The sequence below is a fragment of the Paenibacillus phocaeensis genome (genome assembly GCF_900021165.1).
Lineage (GTDB): Bacteria > Bacillota > Bacilli > Paenibacillales > Paenibacillaceae > Fontibacillus > Fontibacillus phocaensis.
This window is the reverse complement of record NZ_FCOQ01000008.1, coordinates 1-19207: the sequence shown is the minus strand read 5'-3', so window position 1 is coordinate 19207 and position 19207 is coordinate 1. Positions and strand designations below refer to the sequence as shown.

General features: G+C 54.0%; 20 protein-coding genes, 1 rRNA gene and 1 other annotated feature. All 21 genes read left to right on the top strand.

Features of this window, described 5'->3' with window-relative positions; translation table 11 throughout:
- Positions 1-48: 48 nt before the first annotated feature.
- Entirely contained in the window at positions 49-927 is an 879-nt protein-coding gene (mreC, locus tag BN3795_RS02105; protein ID WP_068783104.1) for a rod shape-determining protein MreC, read from the top strand.
- Positions 924-1454, top strand: a complete 531-nt coding sequence (gene mreD, locus BN3795_RS02100) for a rod shape-determining protein MreD (protein WP_110944950.1) — start codon at positions 924-926, stop codon at positions 1452-1454. The genes mreC and mreD overlap by 4 nt, the downstream gene beginning before the upstream one ends.
- A gap of 78 nt (positions 1455-1532) precedes the next feature.
- Positions 1533-2192, top strand: coding sequence for a septum site-determining protein MinC (minC, locus tag BN3795_RS02095; protein ID WP_068783103.1), 660 nt, complete (start codon positions 1533-1535; stop codon positions 2190-2192).
- A gap of 3 nt (positions 2193-2195) precedes the next feature.
- Entirely contained in the window at positions 2196-2993 is a 798-nt protein-coding gene (gene minD, locus BN3795_RS02090) for a septum site-determining protein MinD (protein ID WP_068783102.1), read from the top strand.
- A 3-nt stretch (positions 2994-2996) separates the two neighbouring features.
- A complete protein-coding gene (locus tag BN3795_RS02085; protein ID WP_110944949.1) occupies positions 2997-4142 on the top strand; it encodes an FtsW/RodA/SpoVE family cell cycle protein in 1146 nt (381 codons plus the stop codon).
- 249 nt (positions 4143-4391) lie between these two features.
- Positions 4392-5309 (top strand): M23 family metallopeptidase, encoded by a 918-nt coding sequence (locus BN3795_RS02080; RefSeq protein ID WP_068783101.1) that lies wholly within the window; start codon positions 4392-4394, stop codon positions 5307-5309.
- Positions 5302-6159 (top strand): M50 family metallopeptidase, encoded by an 858-nt coding sequence (locus BN3795_RS02075; protein ID WP_068783100.1) that lies wholly within the window; start codon positions 5302-5304, stop codon positions 6157-6159. Before BN3795_RS02080 ends, BN3795_RS02075 begins: the two co-directional genes overlap by 8 nt.
- 91 nt (positions 6160-6250) lie before the next feature.
- A complete protein-coding gene (locus tag BN3795_RS02070; protein ID WP_068783265.1) occupies positions 6251-7438 on the top strand; it encodes an Rne/Rng family ribonuclease in 1188 nt (395 codons plus the stop codon).
- Positions 7439-7493: 55 nt separating this feature from the next.
- Positions 7494-7582 (top strand) — a sequence feature (ribosomal protein L21 leader region).
- A 13-nt stretch (positions 7583-7595) separates the two neighbouring features.
- Positions 7596-7907, top strand: coding sequence for a 50S ribosomal protein L21 (rplU, locus tag BN3795_RS02065; protein WP_068783099.1), 312 nt, complete (start codon positions 7596-7598; stop codon positions 7905-7907).
- A gap of 14 nt (positions 7908-7921) precedes the next feature.
- Positions 7922-8254 carry a ribosomal-processing cysteine protease Prp gene (locus tag BN3795_RS02060; protein ID WP_068783098.1) on the top strand — a complete coding sequence of 111 codons (333 nt, stop codon included), beginning with the start codon at positions 7922-7924 and terminating at the stop codon, positions 8252-8254.
- A gap of 18 nt (positions 8255-8272) precedes the next feature.
- Positions 8273-8584 carry a 50S ribosomal protein L27 gene (rpmA, locus tag BN3795_RS02055; protein ID WP_036620517.1) on the top strand — a complete coding sequence of 104 codons (312 nt, stop codon included), beginning with the start codon at positions 8273-8275 and terminating at the stop codon, positions 8582-8584.
- 156 nt (positions 8585-8740) lie between these two features.
- Entirely contained in the window at positions 8741-9505 is a 765-nt protein-coding gene (locus BN3795_RS02050; RefSeq protein WP_068783097.1) for a Spo0B domain-containing protein, read from the top strand.
- Positions 9496-10809 carry a GTPase ObgE gene (gene obgE / locus BN3795_RS02045; RefSeq protein ID WP_068783096.1) on the top strand — a complete coding sequence of 438 codons (1314 nt, stop codon included), beginning with the start codon at positions 9496-9498 and terminating at the stop codon, positions 10807-10809. The genes BN3795_RS02050 and obgE overlap by 10 nt, the downstream gene beginning before the upstream one ends.
- 126 nt (positions 10810-10935) lie before the next feature.
- Positions 10936-11373, top strand: a complete 438-nt coding sequence (locus tag BN3795_RS02040; RefSeq protein WP_068783095.1) for an ACT domain-containing protein — start codon at positions 10936-10938, stop codon at positions 11371-11373.
- 52 nt (positions 11374-11425) lie between these two features.
- Entirely contained in the window at positions 11426-12712 is a 1287-nt protein-coding gene (locus tag BN3795_RS02035; protein WP_068783094.1) for a homoserine dehydrogenase, read from the top strand.
- A 32-nt stretch (positions 12713-12744) separates the two neighbouring features.
- Complete coding sequence (gene thrC / locus BN3795_RS02030; RefSeq protein ID WP_068783093.1) at positions 12745-13815, top strand: threonine synthase; 1071 nt, start codon at positions 12745-12747, stop codon at positions 13813-13815.
- On the top strand, positions 13812-14768 hold the full coding sequence (gene thrB / locus BN3795_RS02025) for a homoserine kinase (protein WP_068783092.1): 957 nt from the start codon (positions 13812-13814) through the stop codon (positions 14766-14768). The genes thrC and thrB overlap by 4 nt, the downstream gene beginning before the upstream one ends.
- A gap of 55 nt (positions 14769-14823) precedes the next feature.
- A complete protein-coding gene (pheA, locus tag BN3795_RS02020) occupies positions 14824-15720 on the top strand; it encodes a prephenate dehydratase (RefSeq protein ID WP_068783091.1) in 897 nt (298 codons plus the stop codon).
- Positions 15720-16598, top strand: coding sequence for a branched-chain-amino-acid transaminase (ilvE, locus tag BN3795_RS02015; RefSeq protein WP_068783090.1), 879 nt, complete (start codon positions 15720-15722; stop codon positions 16596-16598). Before pheA ends, ilvE begins: the two co-directional genes overlap by 1 nt.
- Before the next feature lie 166 nt (positions 16599-16764).
- Complete coding sequence (locus tag BN3795_RS02010) at positions 16765-18711, top strand: LysM peptidoglycan-binding domain-containing protein (RefSeq protein ID WP_068783089.1); 1947 nt, start codon at positions 16765-16767, stop codon at positions 18709-18711.
- Positions 18712-19106: 395 nt separating this feature from the next.
- Positions 19107-19207: ribosomal RNA gene (locus BN3795_RS02005) — 16S ribosomal RNA — on the top strand; the annotation flags it as partial.

Sequence of the window (19207 nt, the reverse complement as noted above, 5' to 3'; positions counted from 1 at the left end):
AAATGGACGGCCTAAGCCGTTTTTCCAAGAAAAATGTATGGTTGGAGGGTGCGAAAACTGTTTAAGCTGCTTGGCAACAAAAGATTATTTATTTTGTTGATGGGACTTATTTTGTTTATTGCGGTGATGGGGTTTACGCTGGGGCCAAGAACCAACTTGTCCTGGCCGGAGAAATTCATCAAGGACACGGTTGGCTTCGTGCAATACGTGTTTTACAAGCCCGCTAGCTATGTAGCGGGCTTGTTTGAAGATATTTCGAACCTCCGCGCGCTGCAGGAGGAGAACGAACAGCTCAAGATCGCGCTGGCGCACTATACTCGGGACAAGGCGACTTATAACTGGATCGCTCAAGAAAATGCACGGTTGCAGGATAAGCTTGATTTTACGGAAGCCCAGAAAAGGATCTACGATTACACCTGGAAGATCGCCCAAGTGGTCAGCGTCAATGATGACCCCGTCAATCGCACGATCGTCGTCAACCTTGGGGCACGGGAAGGCGTCAAGGAGGGGATGGCAGTCTCTTCCGAAAAAGGTTTGGTTGGCGTGATCAGCCATGTCAGCAACTTTACGTCTACCGTCCGGCTCGCTACCTCAATGGACGCCAAGGACCCGAACTCCAACGGCATCGCTGTTACGGCCCAGGGGAAGGAGAACGACGTTTTCGGCATGATCGAGACGTTTGATCGCGAGCAGGGGATGTTCCTCATGACGCGCATCGAAGACGCCACGCCGTTGAAGGCGGGGGATCTGATCGTTTCTTCCGGAATCGGCGGTGTTTTCCCTCGCGGAATGGTGATCGGCACCGTGAAAGAGATCCAGGTTGGCGAATACGGATTGACGTATACCGCTACAGTGGAACCGGCCGCTAACTTTACCGACTGGAAGGAACTATTTATCGTGTTTACCCCGGAAGGTGATGGCGAGTGAACAGACGCAAAATAATTCTGTTCCTGCTGATGTTCCTGTTGTTCATTCTGGAGGGGACGCTGGTTCCCTGGCTGGTTCCATCGGCTTGGCAGTCGCGGATCGCTCCGCATTTGGTTTACGTAGTTATTCTGTATTTCTCCGTTTATGAGAATCGGCACACAGGGCTTATCCTTGGCCTGGTGTTTGGGATGCTGCACGATATCGTTTTTTACGGCGCACTGATTGGAACCTATTCCTTCGCCATGGGATTGTCCGGTTATCTGCTCGGGCTCCTGTCCCGCAACCAGCGGGCACCTCTGCCGCTGATGATGATCGTCGTGCTGCTCGGCAGCCTGCTGCTGGATTCGATTCTGTTCGGCACCTATTCACTGTTTGAATTGATTCATCAGCCGTATACATGGGCGTTGAAAAATCACATTATCCCGAACGTGTTCGTCCAGTTCGTATTTGCCCTGGCGATTTACGTGCCGCTGCGGCGACAGCTCGAAAGGATCACCCGCCGTCGCTCTCCCGAGGAGAATGCTTGACTTCCCGCTTATTTTGCTTGCCGGAAGCAGGAACTTTCCCGCTCCGGCGCGAATTGATTAGGGGGGAGGGACAGGCTAATGACAGTGAAATCCAACCACGTGACGATTAAAGGCGTAAAAGATGGCCTGGTTTTCCTGCTGGACGACAAGTGCGACTTTTCGAGTCTTCTGGAGGAATTGAAGTATAAATTGGAGTTTAGCCATCAACATATTTTGACCGGGCCGATCATCCACGTCGACGTGAAGCTCGGGATGCGGCTCGTCACCGAGGATCAGAAAGAAATGATTCTTGATATATTGAAGCAAAAAGGCAATCTACTTGTCCGCTCCTTCGAGATGCCGGAAATCGTACGCGCGGATGCGCCCGGGTCGCTAACAACGATGGCGGGGATTGTCCGCTCGGGGCAGGTGCTGCATCATGAAGGCAATCTGCTCTTTATCGGGGACGTGAATCCCGGGGGAACGATTCGCTGTACCGGCGATATTCTCATTCTTGGTGCACTGCGGGGCATCGCCCATGCGGGGTTTGAGGGGAACGAGAATTCGATTATTGCGGCCTCGTATCTGTCTCCAACGCAGCTGCGAATAGCGGAAACGATCAGCCGGCCTCCGGATGAATGGGAGAACCGGGAAACGAGCATGGAGTTCGCTTTTCTACGGGAAGGAAAGATGCAGATCGACAAAATCATTCATATGACCCGGGTAAGACCGGACCTTAACGTGTTTAAAGGGGTGTGAATCATGGGACAAGCTATCGTAATTACGTCCGGCAAAGGCGGGGTCGGCAAAACGACCACCTCGGCCAATATCGGAACGGCGCTTGCGCTGCTGGGGAAAAAAGTCTGTTTAGTGGATACGGATATCGGTTTGCGAAATTTGGATGTGGTCATGGGGCTCGAGAATCGAATCATTTATGATTTGATTGATGTTGCCGAAGGCCGCTGCCGTTTGAATCAAGCGCTGGTGAAGGATAAACGGTTCGATGAGCTGTATATGCTGCCGGCCGCGCAGACGAAAGACAAAAACGCGATATCGCCAGAGCAGGTCAAGGACATCATCCTGGAGCTGAAGAAGGAGTTTGAATTCGTCATTATCGACTGCCCGGCTGGGATCGAGCAAGGTTTCAAGAACGCCATTGCCGGAGCTGACCAGGCGATCGTCGTTACGACGCCGGAGCATGCCGCCGTACGTGATGCGGACCGGATTATCGGCCTGTTGGAGAACTCGCATATCGATTCGCCGAAGCTGGTTGTGAACCGGATCAAGATCAACATGATGAAGGCCGGGGATATGCTGGATATCGAAGGGATCCTGCAGGTCTTGAACATCGATCTGATCGGGATTGTGCCGGACGACGAACAGGTCATCAAAGCGGCCAACAGCGGTGAACCGACGGTGATGAATCCCGAGTCTTCGGCAGCGATCGCCTACCGCAACATTGCGCGGCGGATCTTGGGGGATACCGTGCCGCTGATGCTGCTGGATCAGAAGAAGGGCGTATTTACGCGCTTCAAGAAGTTTTTTGGAATGGGTGGATAACCGTTGTTCTTCAAACTTAGAAAAGTGGACTGGCTGATGGTAGGGATCCTCGCTTTGTTTATGCTGTTCAGTACCCTCCTGGTGCACAGTGCCATCGCTCCCTATGAGACGGAATTCCAGGGGTATGATGTCAAGACGATCCTATTTTATTTGCTGGGGTTTGTGGTTGTGTTCGGCATGGCTATCGTGGACTATCGTACCCTGCTTCGTTACAGCTGGTTTGCTTACGGGGCAGGCTGCGTGCTGCTGGTACTGGTGTACCTGTTTGCCCCCGAAATCAACGGGGCGCGCAGCTGGTTCCGGATCGGCGGGCTGCAATTTCAGCCGGCTGAACTGGTCAAAGTGATCCTGATCCTGACAACGGGATATCTCCTAGGCAAAAGAATGGGCCAACCGCTTCAATTCCGGCGCGACATCATCCCGATTACGCTGGTGACGCTGCTGCCGTTTTTTTTGGTACTGATTCAACCGGACTTGGGAAATGCGATCATTTATTTGGTGGTACTGGTTGGCATGCTCTGGATCGGCAATGCCCGGTACAGCCATGTTCTGATTGCATTGACCGCTGCGGTGGCGGCATTGATCCTGTTCGTCACGTTGTTTAACACCTATAATACGCAGATTCAGGACTACTTAGGGAAACATCAGAAGCTGCATTGGTATCAGCGGATCAATACGTTTATCAACCCGGATCAAGCTTCGAGTGACGACAAACACCAATCGAACTACGCCAAGATCGCGATCGGCTCCGGGGGACTGCTCGGCGACGGCTACATGAAAGGCGAGTTGAAGAATAAGAAATTCGTGCCTTATCCGTATTCGGACTCGATCTTTGTTGTCGTTGGCGAGGAGTTTGGGTTCATTGGGGCTTCGGTGCTGCTGCTGCTCTATTTCTTATTTATCTATAGGATGATCTTAATCGCGCTGCATTGCATTGATAAACGGGGAGCTTACATCATCGTCGGGATCGTGGCGATGTTCCTGTTTCAAATCTTCGAGAACGTCGGGATGATGATCGGCCTGATGCCGATCACCGGGATTACGCTCCCGTTCATCAGCTACGGGGGAACCTCGCTCCTGATCAATATGGTATGTATCGGACTGGTGTTCAGCATCAAGCTGCATCAGGAGAAATATAAGGTGGAATAGGATTAACCGGTGCCGGAGGGCATCGGTTTTTTTGGTCGGCGTTGCGGAAGGCGTTGTCCAACCAATAGAGGTGAAAAATCACCGCTATTTTCTTCAAGAGCTCGGGAGTGGTTGAGTCATGCGTGGACAATGTTTAGACTGAGCCGAAGCCGTTCGCGGCAGGAGCTTGTTCATATTCCATCCTTCTGGTTCATAAGTATGAAGTACAAGCCAAGGACAAACCGTGGATCGGACCGGAGGGATGAGAAAATGGACGTGAAATCAAATGTCAAGAAACGGAGAGCCGAGCGGATCCGCCAGTTGACCCTGGAAGATGCTGCGGGCCCGGGGCCGCGGCGGACGGAACATGGATGGGAATCGGTACCAGGCCATGCGGCGATTCCGCACAGGGATCAAGCGGGACGGAAGGTGAAGGGAGAACGTGCGGACATCACCTTATCCGAACCCGACCCCGAGCTGTTGTGGAAACGCGGACAAGGCCGCTGGGAAGATCCCTACGGGAACGCCTATGGAAGCCGGAATGAAGAACCCGGCGTTCCCGGGCCGAAGAGACGGTCTACGTTCTGGTCTGCGATGTTCGTCCGACTGGTCATCAGCGCGCTTCTATTTGCGGCAATCTGGGGGATCAATCGCTATGAGCCTTCCTGGTCAACGCCGATCCGTGCCTTTATAGCCAAGTCGCTGACCGTGGAGATGGATTTTCAGGCCGCCCAGGCTTGGTATGAGCGTTATTTCGGCGGGGCCCCGTCGTTTATTCCGATATTCCAAACGAAGGAAGATCAGGGCCTCCGGGTCGGAGGGGCGGCCGGCTTCTCTCCACCGATTTCCGGAAGTTTGGCCAGCCCTTTTGCGCTCAGCTTGAAGGGGGTGGAAATTATCCCCGATGCGGGAAGCTCGCAGGTGAAAGCCATTGAAACCGGACGGGTGCTTCGCATCGCTCGGGATGCCGTCACCGGCCAGACCGTTACGGTCCAACACGCTGGCGGTTACGTCTCGGTGTATGGACATTTGGAGCAGATTTCCGTCGAAAAAGGGGACTGGCTGGAAGGAGGCGATGTTCTGGGCAGCCTTCCGCCGCGAACGCAATCGCCCTTGCCTACGCTTTATTTTGCGATGAAAAAAGATGACCGGTATATCGATCCGGCGGATGTGATTCCGTTTGATTAAATGGCGCGGCATCGCGATTTCCTTCCACCCTTTCTTTGTTATCATCATGCTGATGTCGGTGCTGACCGGTCACTTTCTGGAGCTGCTAGCCTTGTTCGCGATCGTATTCATTCATGAAATGGGCCATGTGTTCGCCGCCCGCATGTACGGCATTAAGGTCCTGTCCGTGCAAATGCTTCCCTTCGGCGGGGTAGCGGTCATGGAGGACGCAGGGGATCTGACGGCCGGAAGGGAAATCGCCATCGCTTTGGCGGGGCCGCTGCAGAACGTTCTACTGATCGGCGCTTCGCTGCTGCTCCATGCTGCCGGATTATGGGACGGGCCGTTTTTGGACTATTTTATCCAGAGCAACCTGCTCATTGCCTTATTTAACCTGCTCCCCATTCTGCCGCTCGACGGCGGGAAAATTTCACAGGCGATATGCAGTTTGGCCTTGCCTTATTACGCCACGCTGACTTGGTCTTATCGCATCAGTCTGCTGTTCAGCCTCATGCTTCTCGGTTATTCCTGCTTGCCGCTGCTGCTCGGGCTCGGGGGAATGCAGTTAAACCTGCTGATGATCGGCCTGTTTCTGTTCTATTCCAACCTGATGGATTATCGGAACATTCCCTATCGTTTTTTGCGTTTTCTGGTGAACCGGGACCGCAGCTTCTCCAGACATCTGCTTAATGGCTCCTTAGCCCTGCCGATCATTGCCGAGAAAACGAAACCTTTGGATCATATTTTGCGTCTATTTAAAAGAGAAAAATACCATTTCGTTTATGTGATGAACCACCAGGGGAACATTGTGGCGGTCGTGCCGGAACAGCGGGTGATTTCCTCTTTCTTACAGGGGAGTTCCGGGGCTTGAAGCGCAAAAGTCGTGATATAATGGAACGGGCATGTTACTTGATAATGCGAGTTCATGATCATGGAATGACGAACGTATGAAGGGTGAGATCATGAAGAGGATGATTGTTCACTGCGGACCCGGCTCTACCGAGATCGCGCTTCTGGAAAACGGCAAACTGGTGGAGTATGCGGCAGAGCGTTCACAGAGCAGAGGACTGGTTGGCAGTTTTATTAAAGGCAAGGTGGTCAATGTCATTCCGGGCATGCAGGCCGCCTTTGTGGATATCGGACAAAAAAAGAACGCTTTTCTTTATATCGACGACGTGTTGCACCCCCATTTGGAGAAGCAGCCGAAGCAGAAGCCGTCGATCGCCGAGCTTCTGAAGCCAGGCCAAGAGCTTGTTGTGCAGGTTGTAAAGGAAGCGATCGGAAATAAAGGAGCGCGGGTGACGACCCACTACTCCTTGCCGGGACGCTGGATTGTTTACATGCCGACGGCCGGTTATGTTGCCGTTTCCAAGAAGATCGGGCGGGAGGAGGAGAAATACCGCCTGAAGCAGCTTGGAGAGGAACTGCGCAGTGAAGAGGAAGGGCTGATCTTGCGGACGGTCGCCGAAGAAGAGGACGGCGAAGCGATCGCGGAAGATCTCGAGCTGCTGCGAAGGCAGTGGGCCGCCATTCTGGAGAAGGCGAAATTTGCTGCGGCGCCGGTTGTATTGCACCAGGACCTGAGCATGATCCAGCGACTGATGCGGGACGTGTACAGCCCGGAAACGGACGAGCTGATTATGGATGGTCCAGAACAGGCTGAGGAGGCGCTTGCCTTCCTGCAGGCGATGCTGCCGGGAGAGAACCCGCGTATCATCGTACATGAGGGCGCCGTGCCTTTGTTTGATCATTATGATGTAAAGCCGCAGCTGGAGAAGGATTTTCAGCGGAAAATCTGGCTGCCGGGCGGCGGCTATCTGGTGTGGGATACGACAGAGGCGCTGACGGTTATCGATGTGAATACCGGCAAGTTCACCGGGGGAGACAGCCTGGAGGACACGGTATTTCGCACGAATCTGGAGGCTGCGCAAGAGATGGCTCGGTTGATCCGGCTGCGGGACACCGGCGGCATTATTATCGTCGATTTCATCGACATGGCCAGCGACGAGCACCGATCCGCCGTCTGCGAACGGCTGGAGCAGGCGATGTCCGGCGATCGGACGCAGCATCATATCTTGGGCTGGACCAAGCTTGGATTGCTGGAAATGACACGAAAAAGAATGCGGGAAGAGAACACGGTAATCAGTTGATTTTTTGCAGGGCCCATGATAGTATATTAGGGTATGTGTCATAAGTTAGCTTGTGCACATGCTGCAACCGCTCCGATCGGGTTGACAAGTCCGTTGGACCTTGGCGTCTACCGGCACCTGAATCAGGCGAGTCTGAGACATGAGGAGGTGCAAGCAAATGTACGCAATTATCGAAACCGGCGGTAAACAATACCGTGTTCAAGAAGGCGATGTGCTTTACATCGAGAAATTGAACGCAGAAGACGGTGCAAGCGTAACGTTCGACCGTGTGTTGGCAGTATCGAAAGGTGATGGATTGGTAACGGGAGCTCCATTGGTATCCGGCGCTAGTGTAACGGCGAAAGTCGAGAAGCACGGCAAAGGCCAAAAAGTGATCGTATACAAATACAAACCGAAGAAGAACTACCACAAGAAGCAAGGTCATCGTCAACCTTACACGAAAGTAACGATCGAGAAAATCCAAGCGTAAGAAGGTGCGATAATTTGATTATCGTCTCCATATTGCGTCGGAAGGATAACGGCATCGCAGGTTTTGAGGTGGAAGGCCATGCGGGTTATGCCAAGGCTGGTGAGGACATCGTCTGTGCGGGCGTATCGACCGTGACCGTAGGAACGGTCAATTCGATCGAAGCGTTGACGGGCATTGTGATGGACTCCAGGATGAAGAACGGCTTTCTCAGCGCGAATCTTCCTGCTGTGACCCGGGCGGAAGCCGAAGAACAAGCGCAATTGCTGCTTGCCTCGCTTGTCGTTATGCTGAAGAGTATCGAAGAATCATACGGGAAGTATATTCAGATACAGGACGTCATTATTTGAAGAAGGAGGTAGACTACAATGTTGAAATTGGATCTCCAGTTATTCGCTTCCAAGAAGGGCGTAGGCTCCACGAAGAACGGACGCGACAGCATCGCGAAGCGCCTTGGCGTAAAGCGGGCTGACGGTCAAGTTGTAACGGGCGGAAGCATTCTCGTTCGTCAACGCGGAACGAAAATTCACCCAGGCACGAACGTAGGCATCGGTTCGGACGACACGCTGTTTGCCAAAGTGGACGGCGTTGTGAAATTCGAACGTTGGGGTCGCGATCGCAAAAAAGTGAGCGTCTACCCTGTGGAAACCGCTCCTGTAGCGGCTACAGTCGAAGCTTAAGAGTGTATAAGCAAGAGCCCTGGCACGTTAGTGTCAGGGCTTGTCTTTTTTTTACATATTTAACGAGAGCGAACTTGGGTTGGGTATGTTATACTGGGTAATGATGCCAGGGTGGGAGCTTGGGTCCGCCCAATTTGTTAGAGGAACGGGGAAAATATGAAACATCGGTTCATGGTGAGGGCAATGTTCGTGCTGCTGGCGGCCGTTAGCCTGACACTTGCTTATTTCCTGAAATCGCCGATCGGACAGGTTCTGCTGTGCGGAGCTCTTTTCGCGTTGTTTTGGGGTTATGTTCGGCATCTTCGGAAGACGGCCGAAACCGAGCGGAAGCACTTGCTGGAATCGGTCCAACGCACAGCCACCGCCACGCTGGGCCATCATCGCCACGATTGGATGAACGATCTGCAGATCTTGTACGGATATATCCAACTGCGGAAAATTGATAAACTGGCCGATTGCGTGGAAAGAATAAAAGCAAGAATGGCCGTAGAGAGCAAGATTGCCAGGCTTGGCATTCCCGCATTGGTCTTCTATCTGCAATCGTTCCGTGAGGTGAACAGGTCGATACAGCTGGAGGTTGAGATTGAAGATGAACTGCAGCTGGACAGCTTGCTTACGTTGGAAGAGGCGGAAGAACTGACGCAAGCCATCGTTGAGACGGTACGGGTGTTTCAGTTTAACGGACGTTCTTCCTGGGGAGAGACGTTGCAATTAAAAATGTCGATGTGCCGCGAAGACAGCGAAGTGCTGGTACGATTTGAGCAGGTTGGTTCCGTAGGGAATCCGGAGGCACTCGCCCGGCATATCGATGAAGGGATTACGGGAATTCGGGTACGAGCGGACCGGGGCGACGCGGAGAGCGGTTCGCTGCGACTTCGGGTGCCTTGCGGAAAAATAAACGAGGTGAACGCATGTTTGTAGATAAAGCGAAAATTTACGTTAAGGGAGGCGACGGCGGAGACGGGCTCGTGGCCTTTCGCCGGGAGAAGTACGTGCCTGAGGGCGGCCCGGCCGGCGGCGACGGCGGTAAAGGCGGCGACGTGATCTTCCGCGTCGACGAGGGCCTGAGAACGCTGATGGACTTCCGCTACCAGCGGCATTTCAAGGCGCAGCGCGGGGAGAAGGGCCGGAACAAAAGCCAGCATGGGGCGAATGCGGAGAATATGATCGTGCGAGTTCCCCCGGGAACCGTTGTGATTGACGATGACACCCAGGAGGTGCTCGCCGATTTGACGCGTCACGGACAGCAGATTGTTGTGGCCCGCGGCGGTCGCGGAGGGCGGGGCAACATCCGGTTCGCCACGCCTAACAACCCGGCGCCCGAGTTAGCAGAACATGGGGAAGAAGGCCAGGAGCGCTGGGTTGTGCTGGAGCTGAAGGTCATGGCCGATGTTGGACTGGTCGGGTTCCCGAGCGTTGGGAAATCGACGTTGCTGTCGGTCGTATCGGCAGCCAAGCCGAAAATTGGCGCCTATCATTTCACGACCATCACCCCAAATCTTGGGGTTGTTGATGTGGGCGACGGGCGCAGCTTCGTGATGGCCGATCTGCCCGGACTGATTGAAGGCGCTCATGAAGGCGTTGGCCTGGGGCATGAGTTCTTGCGGCACGTGGAGCGGACACGGTTGATCGTTCATGTCGTCGATATGGCCGGTTCGGAAGGTCGGGATCCGTTTGACGATTGGCAGAAGATCAACGATGAGTTGCGGCAATACAATGCGGATCTGGAGAAACGCCCGCAGATCGTAGCGGCCAATAAGATGGATATGCCCGAAGCGGCGGAGCATTTGGAGAAATTCCGCGAGGAGGTCGCCAAGGTGCGCGGAGATCTGGAAATCATGCCGATATCCTCGTTAACCCGTCAGGGCATTCAGGAGCTGTTGTACCGGGTATCCGATTTGCTGGAGCAAATCCCGGAAGCGCCGGCCATCGAAGAAGTGACCGAGCTGACAGAGCGCAAAATTTTCAAATTGGACAACACGGAGGACGAAGGCTTTACGATCCGCCGCGAAAATGAGACGTTTGTGGTGGAAAGTGTGAAAATCGAGCGGATGATGAAACGAATGCAGTTGAATTCCCATGATGCGATTCTGAAGCTTGCCCGCACGCTGCGGCATATGGGCGTCGACGAGGAGCTGCGCAAGCGGGGCGCCACGGACGGCACACCGGTTCGCATCGGAGACTTCGAGTTTGAATTCGTGGAAGGCAGCAGCTATTACTATTAAGGGAAAAGAGCACCTTTCGGGTGCTTTTTTTTCTATCGAGCGGGACAAAAAAACATTGCCACCCTGCCGCATTTCCGTTATAATGTCCACTATACGAAAACAAGAGTCTCTAAGGAGAGGACGTTCGTGAAGGAACACTACTATTTGGTTCGTGAAGATATTTTGCCTGAAGCGGTAGTTAAGACCTTGCAGGTGAAGCAGCTGCTTGCCTCCGGCGACGCGAAGACGGTTCACGAGGCCGTTGCTCAGGTGGGGTTGAGCCGCAGCGCTTTTTATAAATACAAGGACGGCATTCATCAATTAAATCAAATCGAACGGGAAAGCATTGTGACCATCTCCTTTGATCTGGAGCATCGGTCGGGAATTTTGTCGAAGGTGCTCGCGCTGATCGCCGGTTCCGGCGGCAACGTCCTGACGATTAATCAGAGCATTCCGCTGCAGGGCAAAGCCAATGTGGTGATCTCTGTAGAAACCTCGCGATTAACCGAGGAGCTGGATGAAATACTGAACTCGCTGCAAGGCATCCCGGGGGTCAGAAGAACTCAGATCGTTGGGCAAGGATAAGAGAAGAAGCCAAACGGGAACACCCGCTATTGGATAACAGGAGGGGACGGCTGTGAAGCCTGTGAAGGTAGGACTGCTCGGACTCGGCACGGTAGGGACCGGCGTCGTCCGAATCTTGGAAGGACATCAGGAGGATCTCAGCAGTCAGGTTGGGTCACCGATCGTCATCGAGAAAATCGCCGTTAAGACGTTAGCCAAACCGCGCAGCATCGAGGTTGATCCGCGCAAGCTGACGGAGGATCCCTGGTCGGTGATCCGCGATCCGGAGATCGACGTCATCGTGGAAGTGATGGGCGGTGTGGATCAGACCAAAGCCTATATCTTGGAGGCGCTCGAGCGCGGCAAGCATATCGTGACCGCCAACAAGGACTTGATGGCGTTGTACGGCTCGGAGATTCTGGACAAGGCGATGGAGCATCAATGCGACGTATTTTACGAAGCCAGTGTGGCCGGCGGGATTCCGATCATCCGCACATTGATTGAAGGCTTCTCTTCCGACCGGATTATGAAAATCATGGGGATCGTCAACGGAACGACCAATTATATTTTGAGCAAAATGAGCCAGGAAGGCGCCTCCTACGAGGATGTGCTGAAGGAAGCGCAGCAGTTGGGTTATGCGGAGTCCGACCCGACCTCCGACGTAGAGGGACTGGATGCGGCCCGCAAGATGACCATTCTTGGGACCTTGGGCTTCCGCACGAACGTAGAGCTGGCCGATGTGCATGTCCGAGGGATTTCTTCGGTATCGAGGGAAGATATTTTATATGCCAAGCGCCTCGGATACGAGATGAAGCTGCTCGGCATCGCCGAACGGCAGGATGACGAATTCAGCATTACGGTACAGCCGACGATGGTGAAGAAGACACACCCGATCGCGGCCGTTAACGGCGTTTACAACGCGGTGTACGTGCACGGGGAAGCGGTTGGCGAGACGATGTTCTATGGTGCGGGCGCCGGGGAGATGCCAACGGCAACCTCCGTAGTCGCGGACCTGGTCGCCGTGGTCAAGAACCTCAAGCTTGGCGTCAACGGCTTGAAGGCGATCGTTCCCTATAAGCCGAAGAAGCTGAAGACGGATGAACAAATCGCCTTCAAAAACTTCCTGTTGCTTCACGTCGATGATAAAGCCGGTGTTCTGGCCCAAATCACCCAGGTATTCGCCGAATACGAGGTCAGCCTGGAATCGGTTGTGCAGTCACCGAACACCAGCCTGGACGGCGCAGAGATCATGATCGTGACGCACAACGCCAGCAAAGCCAGCATGAACAAGGTCCTGGCCCATTTCGAATCGCTGGACGTCATTCATCGCATCAAAAGCGTGTACCGCGTAGAGGGATAAAACCTAAATCAGATAAAAGGAGTCATTTTTGCATGAGATATCTCGGATTGCTGGAAACGTACAAGGAATATTTGCCGGTCAACGATAAGACGCCGAAACTGACGCTGCAGGAAGGAAATACCCCGCTGGTTCGCGCAGAGAACCTGTCGAAGGAGCTGGGCCTGGACCTGTATTTCAAATATGAAGGGTTAAATCCCACCGGTTCGTTTAAGGACCGCGGGATGGTTATGGCCGTCGCCAAAGCGGTCGAGGAAGGCAGCCGGACGATCATGTGCGCTTCCACAGGGAATACTTCAGCGGCAGCAGCGGCATATGCCGCCCGGGCAGGGATCGACTGCATCGTGCTGATTCCGAACAACAACATCGCCCTCGGCAAGCTGGCCCAGGCGATGATCTACGGCGCGAAGGTGATCGCCATCGAAGGGAACTTCGACCGCGCGCTTGAAATCGTGCGCGACATTACCGCCAAACATCCGATCACGCTGGTGAATTCGGTGAACCCGTACCGCATCGAGGGCCAGAAAACGGCGGCGTTCGAGGTCTGCGATCAGTTGGGTAAGGCGCCTGATGTGTTGGCTATTCCGGTCGGCAATGCCGGCAATATCTCGGCTTATTGGAAAGGCTTCAAGGAGTATCACGAGCGCGGCAAATCAGCTTCCCTTCCGCGGATGGTCGGGTTTGAAGCCGAAGGCGCGATGGCGATTGTGAAAGGCGAGCCCATCCTGGAGCCGGAGACGATTGCGACCGCGATTCGAATCGGGAATCCGGCCAGTTGGAAGACGGCCGTCGCGGCAGCGGAGGAGTCTGGCGGGCAGATCAACTATGTCACGGACGAGGAGATCCTTGACGCGTATCGCACTATCGCTGCGAAGGAAGGTATTTTTGCGGAGCCGGCTTCGGCTGCTTCCATCGCCGGTGTATATAAATTGCATCGTGAAGGCTATTTCAAAGGCGGCGAGTCGGTCGTCTGCGTATTGACCGGGCACGGTCTGAAGGACCCGAACATCGCCATCAAGAGTATTGGCGGCGAGCCGCTCGTCGTGCAAGACACGGAAGAAGCGGTACTGGATGCGATCGCTAAGCTGCAAGGAGCGCGGGCATGATTCGCCGGGAAGGGGTTCGGGTTAAGGTACCGGCAAGCACGGCGAATTTAGGGCCCGGCTTCGACACCCTCGGCATGGCGCTGAATCTCTATTGCTGGATTGAAATGAAACCGGCCGCTTCCACGGTTTTCCGCCTGCACGGCGGGAACTTGGAAGGGCTGCCGCTTGATAAAAGCAATCTGGTGTACCAAGTCGCGCAATCGGTGTTTGAAGAAGCCGGCGTGACCTTGCCGGAGCTGGAAATCTCGATGAAATCGGAGATTCCGCTGACCCGGGGGCTAGGCAGCAGCGCTTCGGCGATCGTCGGGGCGCTGTTTGCCGCCAATCTGCTGATCGGCTCGCCCTTGAGCCAGGCGAAGCTGTTCGACATGGCCACGGCGCTGGAGAAGCATCCCGACAACGTTGGCGCTTCCCTGTTCGGCGGAATTATCTCCGCCGTCTGGGACGGACTGCATGCGGATGTCCTCCGCATTGAGCCGCCGGCGGACCTGGAGGTGCTTGTGGCGATCCCCGACTTTCAGCTGTCTACGTCGAAGGCGCGCGAGGCGCTGCCCAAGCAGATTAGCTTGCAGGATGCGGTGTACAACGTCAGCCGCGCATCCCTGCTCACGGCGGCGCTGGCCGCCGGGCGGCTGGACTTGATCCCGGCCGCCATGCGCGATCGGCTGCATCAGCCCTACCGGGCTTCGCTTGTGCCGGGCATGACGCGGATCCTGGAGGAAGCGACGGCTCACGGAGCGTTAGGCGCCGCCTTAAGCGGGGCCGGGCCGACGCTGCTCTGCCTGACGGATCGCCGCCAGGGAGCGAACGATCGGCTTGAGGCATTCTTGTTGGAGGTGCTGGGGGAGCAAGGCATTCCTGCACAAACGATGCGGCTGCAACCTTGCACAACGGGGGCTGTGGAGCTTACTATGGAGAATGAAGGTTCATTTTTGGATTCCATTCAGGCTTAACGGATTTGGAGCACACGAGAAGGTTGGATGAAGCTGGGGAGTGAATAGCATAAAGATGAAACGAATAGCATTGTTGCCGGAAGGCTCGGTATCCCATGAAGCGGCGCTGCACCTGTTCGGTGACGAGCCGGTAGAGTTGCTCCATTTCAAGCAGATTTCCGATGTGTTTCTGGCTACGGCCAGCGGCCACAGCGATTACAGCGTGATCCCGATGGAGAATACGATCGAAGGCTCCGTCAGCCTGCATATGGATTGGCTAGTTCATGAGGTGGATATTCCGATGCAGATGGAATGGGTGTACCCGTCCATCCAGAATTTAATCGGCAAGCGGGAGGAGTTTCAATCGGCGGACCAACCGGGAGAACTCGATTACGCCAAAGTGACGAAGGTATTGTCCCATCCGGTCGCGATGGCCCAATGCCTCCAATTTATCCGCACGCGTATGCCGAAGGCGGAATTGGAGCATACGGGCAGCACTTCGGAAGCGGTAGAATGGGTGAAGAAGAATCCGGGACAAGGCTGGACCGCGATCGGCACGGCCCTCGGCGCCAAGCAGCACGGGTTGGATGTCTTGGCTCGCCAAGTGACGGACCACGACAACAACTACACACGGTTTGTTCTGATCGGCCCTTCGCCGCTTGACCCGGCGATCCCGGCTTCCCAGCGCAAAACGAGCCTGCTGGTGACGCTGCCGGAGGATTTCCCGGGGGCTTTGCATCAGGTATTGTCGGCGTTTGCGTGGCGCAAACTGAACTTGTCGCGCATCGAGTCGCGCCCCACCAAGAAACGGCTCGGCAATTACTATTTTATTATGGATGTGCTTGAATCCATTGACGCGGTGCTGCTTAGCTCAGCGATTGGAGAGATCGAGGCGTTGGGATGTCAAGTACGCGTGCTGGGGAGTTATCCCAGCCTATCGTTTGGAGAACATAAAGCGGAGGTGCCTAAATAATGGCAGAGCAATGGATTTATTTAGATGGACAATTCGTAACTAAAGATCAAGCAAAAGTTTCCGTATATGATCATGGTTTTTTGTACGGGGACGGTATTTTTGAGGGCATCCGCATTTATAACGGGAATATCTTTAAATGTAAGGAGCATTTGGACCGTCTGTACGATTCGGCTAAATCGATCATGCTGAACATTCCGCTGACGTATCAGGAAATGGAGGATGCGCTTGTCGAGACGCTCCGCCGCAATGAACTGCGCAACGGTTACATCCGTCTGATTGTTTCCCGCGGTGCCGGCAACTTAGGCTTAGATCCGAACCGCTGTCCGAAGGCCTCGGTCATTATTATTGTGGAGCAACTGGCGATCTATTCGGAAGAAGCCTACAAGACCGGGTTGAAAACCGTTTCGGTATCGACGCGCCGTAACATCCCCGACGCCTTGAATCCGAAAATTAAATCGCTGAACTATTTGAACAACATTTTGGTGAAAATCCAGTCGAACTTGTCCGGAGCGGGCGAAGCGATCATGTTGAACGCCCAAGGGTACGTGACCGAAGGCTCGGGCGACAATATTTTCATCGTCAAAAATGGGATGATCACCACCCCGCCATGTTATTTGGGGGCTTTGGACGGGATTACCCGTCAGGCGATTATCGAGATTTGCCGCAAAAAAGGCTATTCCATCCAGGAACAGCCGTTTACGCTGCATGATGTTTATGTCGCTGACGAAGTGTTCCTGACGGGAACCGCTGCTGAGGTTATCGCCGTACGCGAAGTCGACGGCCGTATCATTGGCGAAGGACATGCCGGCCCGATCACGCTGAAGCTGTTGGAGGAGTTCCGTGCGATCGTGGATCAGGACGGATTGAAAGTTTGGTAAAACATCGGATAGACGCAAGTATGAATCCTATTTTCCTCGATCTTGGAGGGAGATAGGATTTTTTCTTTTCCAGGATGTCAAAAACCGGGCTTCTGCATAGGATGTAATAAATGGGCCCCGGGCGATCATCACGTACCGGAGAAGAAACCTAGGAGGTCTTTATCGCGTGAAAATCCATATTGTGAAAAGTGGCGATACTTTGTTTGAGCTCTCAAAAAAGTATAACGTGCCTCTGGAAAAATTGATCGAAGCCAATCCGCAGATCGCGAATCCGGATCAGTTGAACGTCGGCGACAAGGTGAAGATTCCGGCCATGGCCGTACCGATCGGCGGCGAACCGGGCAACATCTACAAGCACGTCGTCAAGCAGGGGGATACGTTGTGGAAGCTGTCCAAAGCTTGGGGGTTGCCTTTGCAGACCCTGATCTCGGCCAATCCCCAGCTTAGCGATCCGAACCAATTGAAGGTGGGGGATATCGTGAATATTCCCACGGGTTCAGGAGCGCCGGCGGATGGAGGCGAGAATCCGTCGGCGGGGAATACCGGGCTGTCGCCGGCACAAACCGGCAAGAAAAACACGGCACCTATTGCAGGCACAGGAACGAAAGCCCCTACGGGCGTCAAGCCGGAGATGACTGCGCCGAAGCCACCGAATGTGGAGATGCCGAATGTAGAGCCGATTCAAACGAAGAAACCTAAGGAAGAACCGAAGAAAGTGGAACCTGTCAAGCCGGAGCCGCCGAAGCAGCAACCCGTGCACGTGGAGCCGCCAAAGACGGTGCCGATGGAGATCAAAGTCGAAGTGGAGCAAATCCAATACGAAACCACCAAGCTCCAGCCGATTCATTACGAACCGCAAAAGCATGAACCGATGAAGGTAGGACCTTATCACTATGAACCGGTAAATCTCGCCCCTGCGAATTACGGACCGCCGAACGTCAGCCCGGCTGCGAATGTGCCGATGAAAGGTGAATCGATGGGAGTCAGCCCCTACGGGTATGAGCCGATGAAAGGCGAACCGATGGGAGTCAGCCCCTACGGGTATGAGCCGATGAAAGGCGAACCGATGGGAGTCAGCCCCTACGGGTATGAGCCGATGAAAGGCGAACCGACGGGAGTCAGCCCCTACGGGTATGAGCCGATGAAAGGTGAACCGACGGGAGTCAGCCCCTATGGTTATGAGCCAATGAAAGGTGAACCGACGGGAGTCAGTCCTTACGGATATGAGCCAATGAAAGGTGAACCGACGGGAGTCAGTCCTTACGCTTTTGGGCCAAATGTACAGCCAAACTTGCATGCCCAGCCTTCCTATCCAAGCCATGTGATGCCGCAGTTCCATCAAACGCAGCAATCTCCGTCTATACTTCCCGCCATGGGCTACACTCCGTCGCCTTGCGGATGCTCGGGGCCGTCCCCGTATCCATATGCGATGCCAGAGGCCTATCCTCCATTTTATCAATACCCGATTGCAGCTGAACCCGTATCGGCTTATCACGACAATACCTTTATTCCACAACAGCCAACCGCAGTATCGCCGACCGAAGGGGAGTACCCGGGAATTTCGAACGTAAACGCGCCGATCTCGCAGATGCCTAATTTGGGTGGTATGCCCAATGCAGGATATCAACCGTACGGGACTTTCCCGCAGGGGGGATCCCCGGAATCGTATGGCAACACATTCTATCCTCAGACGATGGATTGGGGGCATCCTGGACCGATCCCCGGGTCTCCGAACGGAGTAATGCCGGCTTCTTATTCTGTTTCAATGATGCCAGGGTATCCCTCCTATTCACAGGCCATCAACCAAGCTCCAATTGCGAATGAGCCATTGAAGGGTGAGGTTGGCGGGCTCGAAAACATGAAGGGACATTTTGATCGCGAAGCACAGGCTGCAGTTGCCGGTGAGGGGACGGAAGAGATCGGCCTCCAAAAAACGGAACCCCAATCAAAAACGCCAGCTTCTTCAAAAAAAAACGTAAAAATATCGGGCAGCCTTGACTCGCCATCAACCTCGAAAAAGCAAAGCAAATCCGGAACGGGAACGGCCGCACCAAAGAAACGGGCACGTTCCAGCAAAACGAATGGACGGCGGAATCCGTGGATTAACGCATAAAAGCTTCGAGGCAGGGGGAGAGTAGCTCCCCCTGTTCTGCATTTTTGTAAACTCACCAGGTGAAGGGACTTGAGCCCGGATAGTGATCTGTGGTATATTAAATGTCCCCAAAACTACTAGAAGTTTTAGGAGGAATCACTGAGAAAGAGATGCAGGTCACCTTGGAATAATGCTTAATAAAAAAGTGCTTGCTATTCTTTTCTCAACGTGTTATATTATTTGAGTCGCCGCTGAAACGCAGCGACGAACGAAAGAACGAAGTTGATCTTTGAAAACTGAACAACGAGTGAGTAATAAACTGAGATTTTAAATCTCGTCAGTTTGTTTAAATGAGCAAGTCAAACACCTTAGATGGAAGACCTCGGCGCCTTCGGGTTCGAGATTCCTTCCATCCTTTATTGGAGAGTTTGATCCTGGCTCAGGACGAACGCTGGCGGCGTGCCTAATACATGCAAGTCGAGCGGAGTTAATTAGGAGCTTGCTCTTGATTAACTTA

Coding starts and splice junctions, on each gene's coding strand:
- BN3795_RS02050 (WP_068783097.1), top strand. CDS start 8,741: ATGAAACATCGGTTCATGGTGAGGGCAATGTTCGTGCTGCTGGCGGCC.
- rplU (WP_068783099.1), top strand. CDS start 7,596: ATGTACGCAATTATCGAAACCGGCGGTAAACAATACCGTGTTCAAGAA.
- thrB (WP_068783092.1), top strand. CDS start 13,812: ATGATTCGCCGGGAAGGGGTTCGGGTTAAGGTACCGGCAAGCACGGCG.
- obgE (WP_068783096.1), top strand. CDS start 9,496: ATGTTTGTAGATAAAGCGAAAATTTACGTTAAGGGAGGCGACGGCGGA.
- BN3795_RS02070 (WP_068783265.1), top strand. CDS start 6,251: ATGAAGAGGATGATTGTTCACTGCGGACCCGGCTCTACCGAGATCGCG.
- thrC (WP_068783093.1), top strand. CDS start 12,745: ATGAGATATCTCGGATTGCTGGAAACGTACAAGGAATATTTGCCGGTC.
- minC (WP_068783103.1), top strand. CDS start 1,533: ATGACAGTGAAATCCAACCACGTGACGATTAAAGGCGTAAAAGATGGC.
- ilvE (WP_068783090.1), top strand. CDS start 15,720: ATGGCAGAGCAATGGATTTATTTAGATGGACAATTCGTAACTAAAGAT.
- minD (WP_068783102.1), top strand. CDS start 2,196: ATGGGACAAGCTATCGTAATTACGTCCGGCAAAGGCGGGGTCGGCAAA.
- BN3795_RS02080 (WP_068783101.1), top strand. CDS start 4,392: ATGGACGTGAAATCAAATGTCAAGAAACGGAGAGCCGAGCGGATCCGC.
- rpmA (WP_036620517.1), top strand. CDS start 8,273: ATGTTGAAATTGGATCTCCAGTTATTCGCTTCCAAGAAGGGCGTAGGC.
- pheA (WP_068783091.1), top strand. CDS start 14,824: ATGAAACGAATAGCATTGTTGCCGGAAGGCTCGGTATCCCATGAAGCG.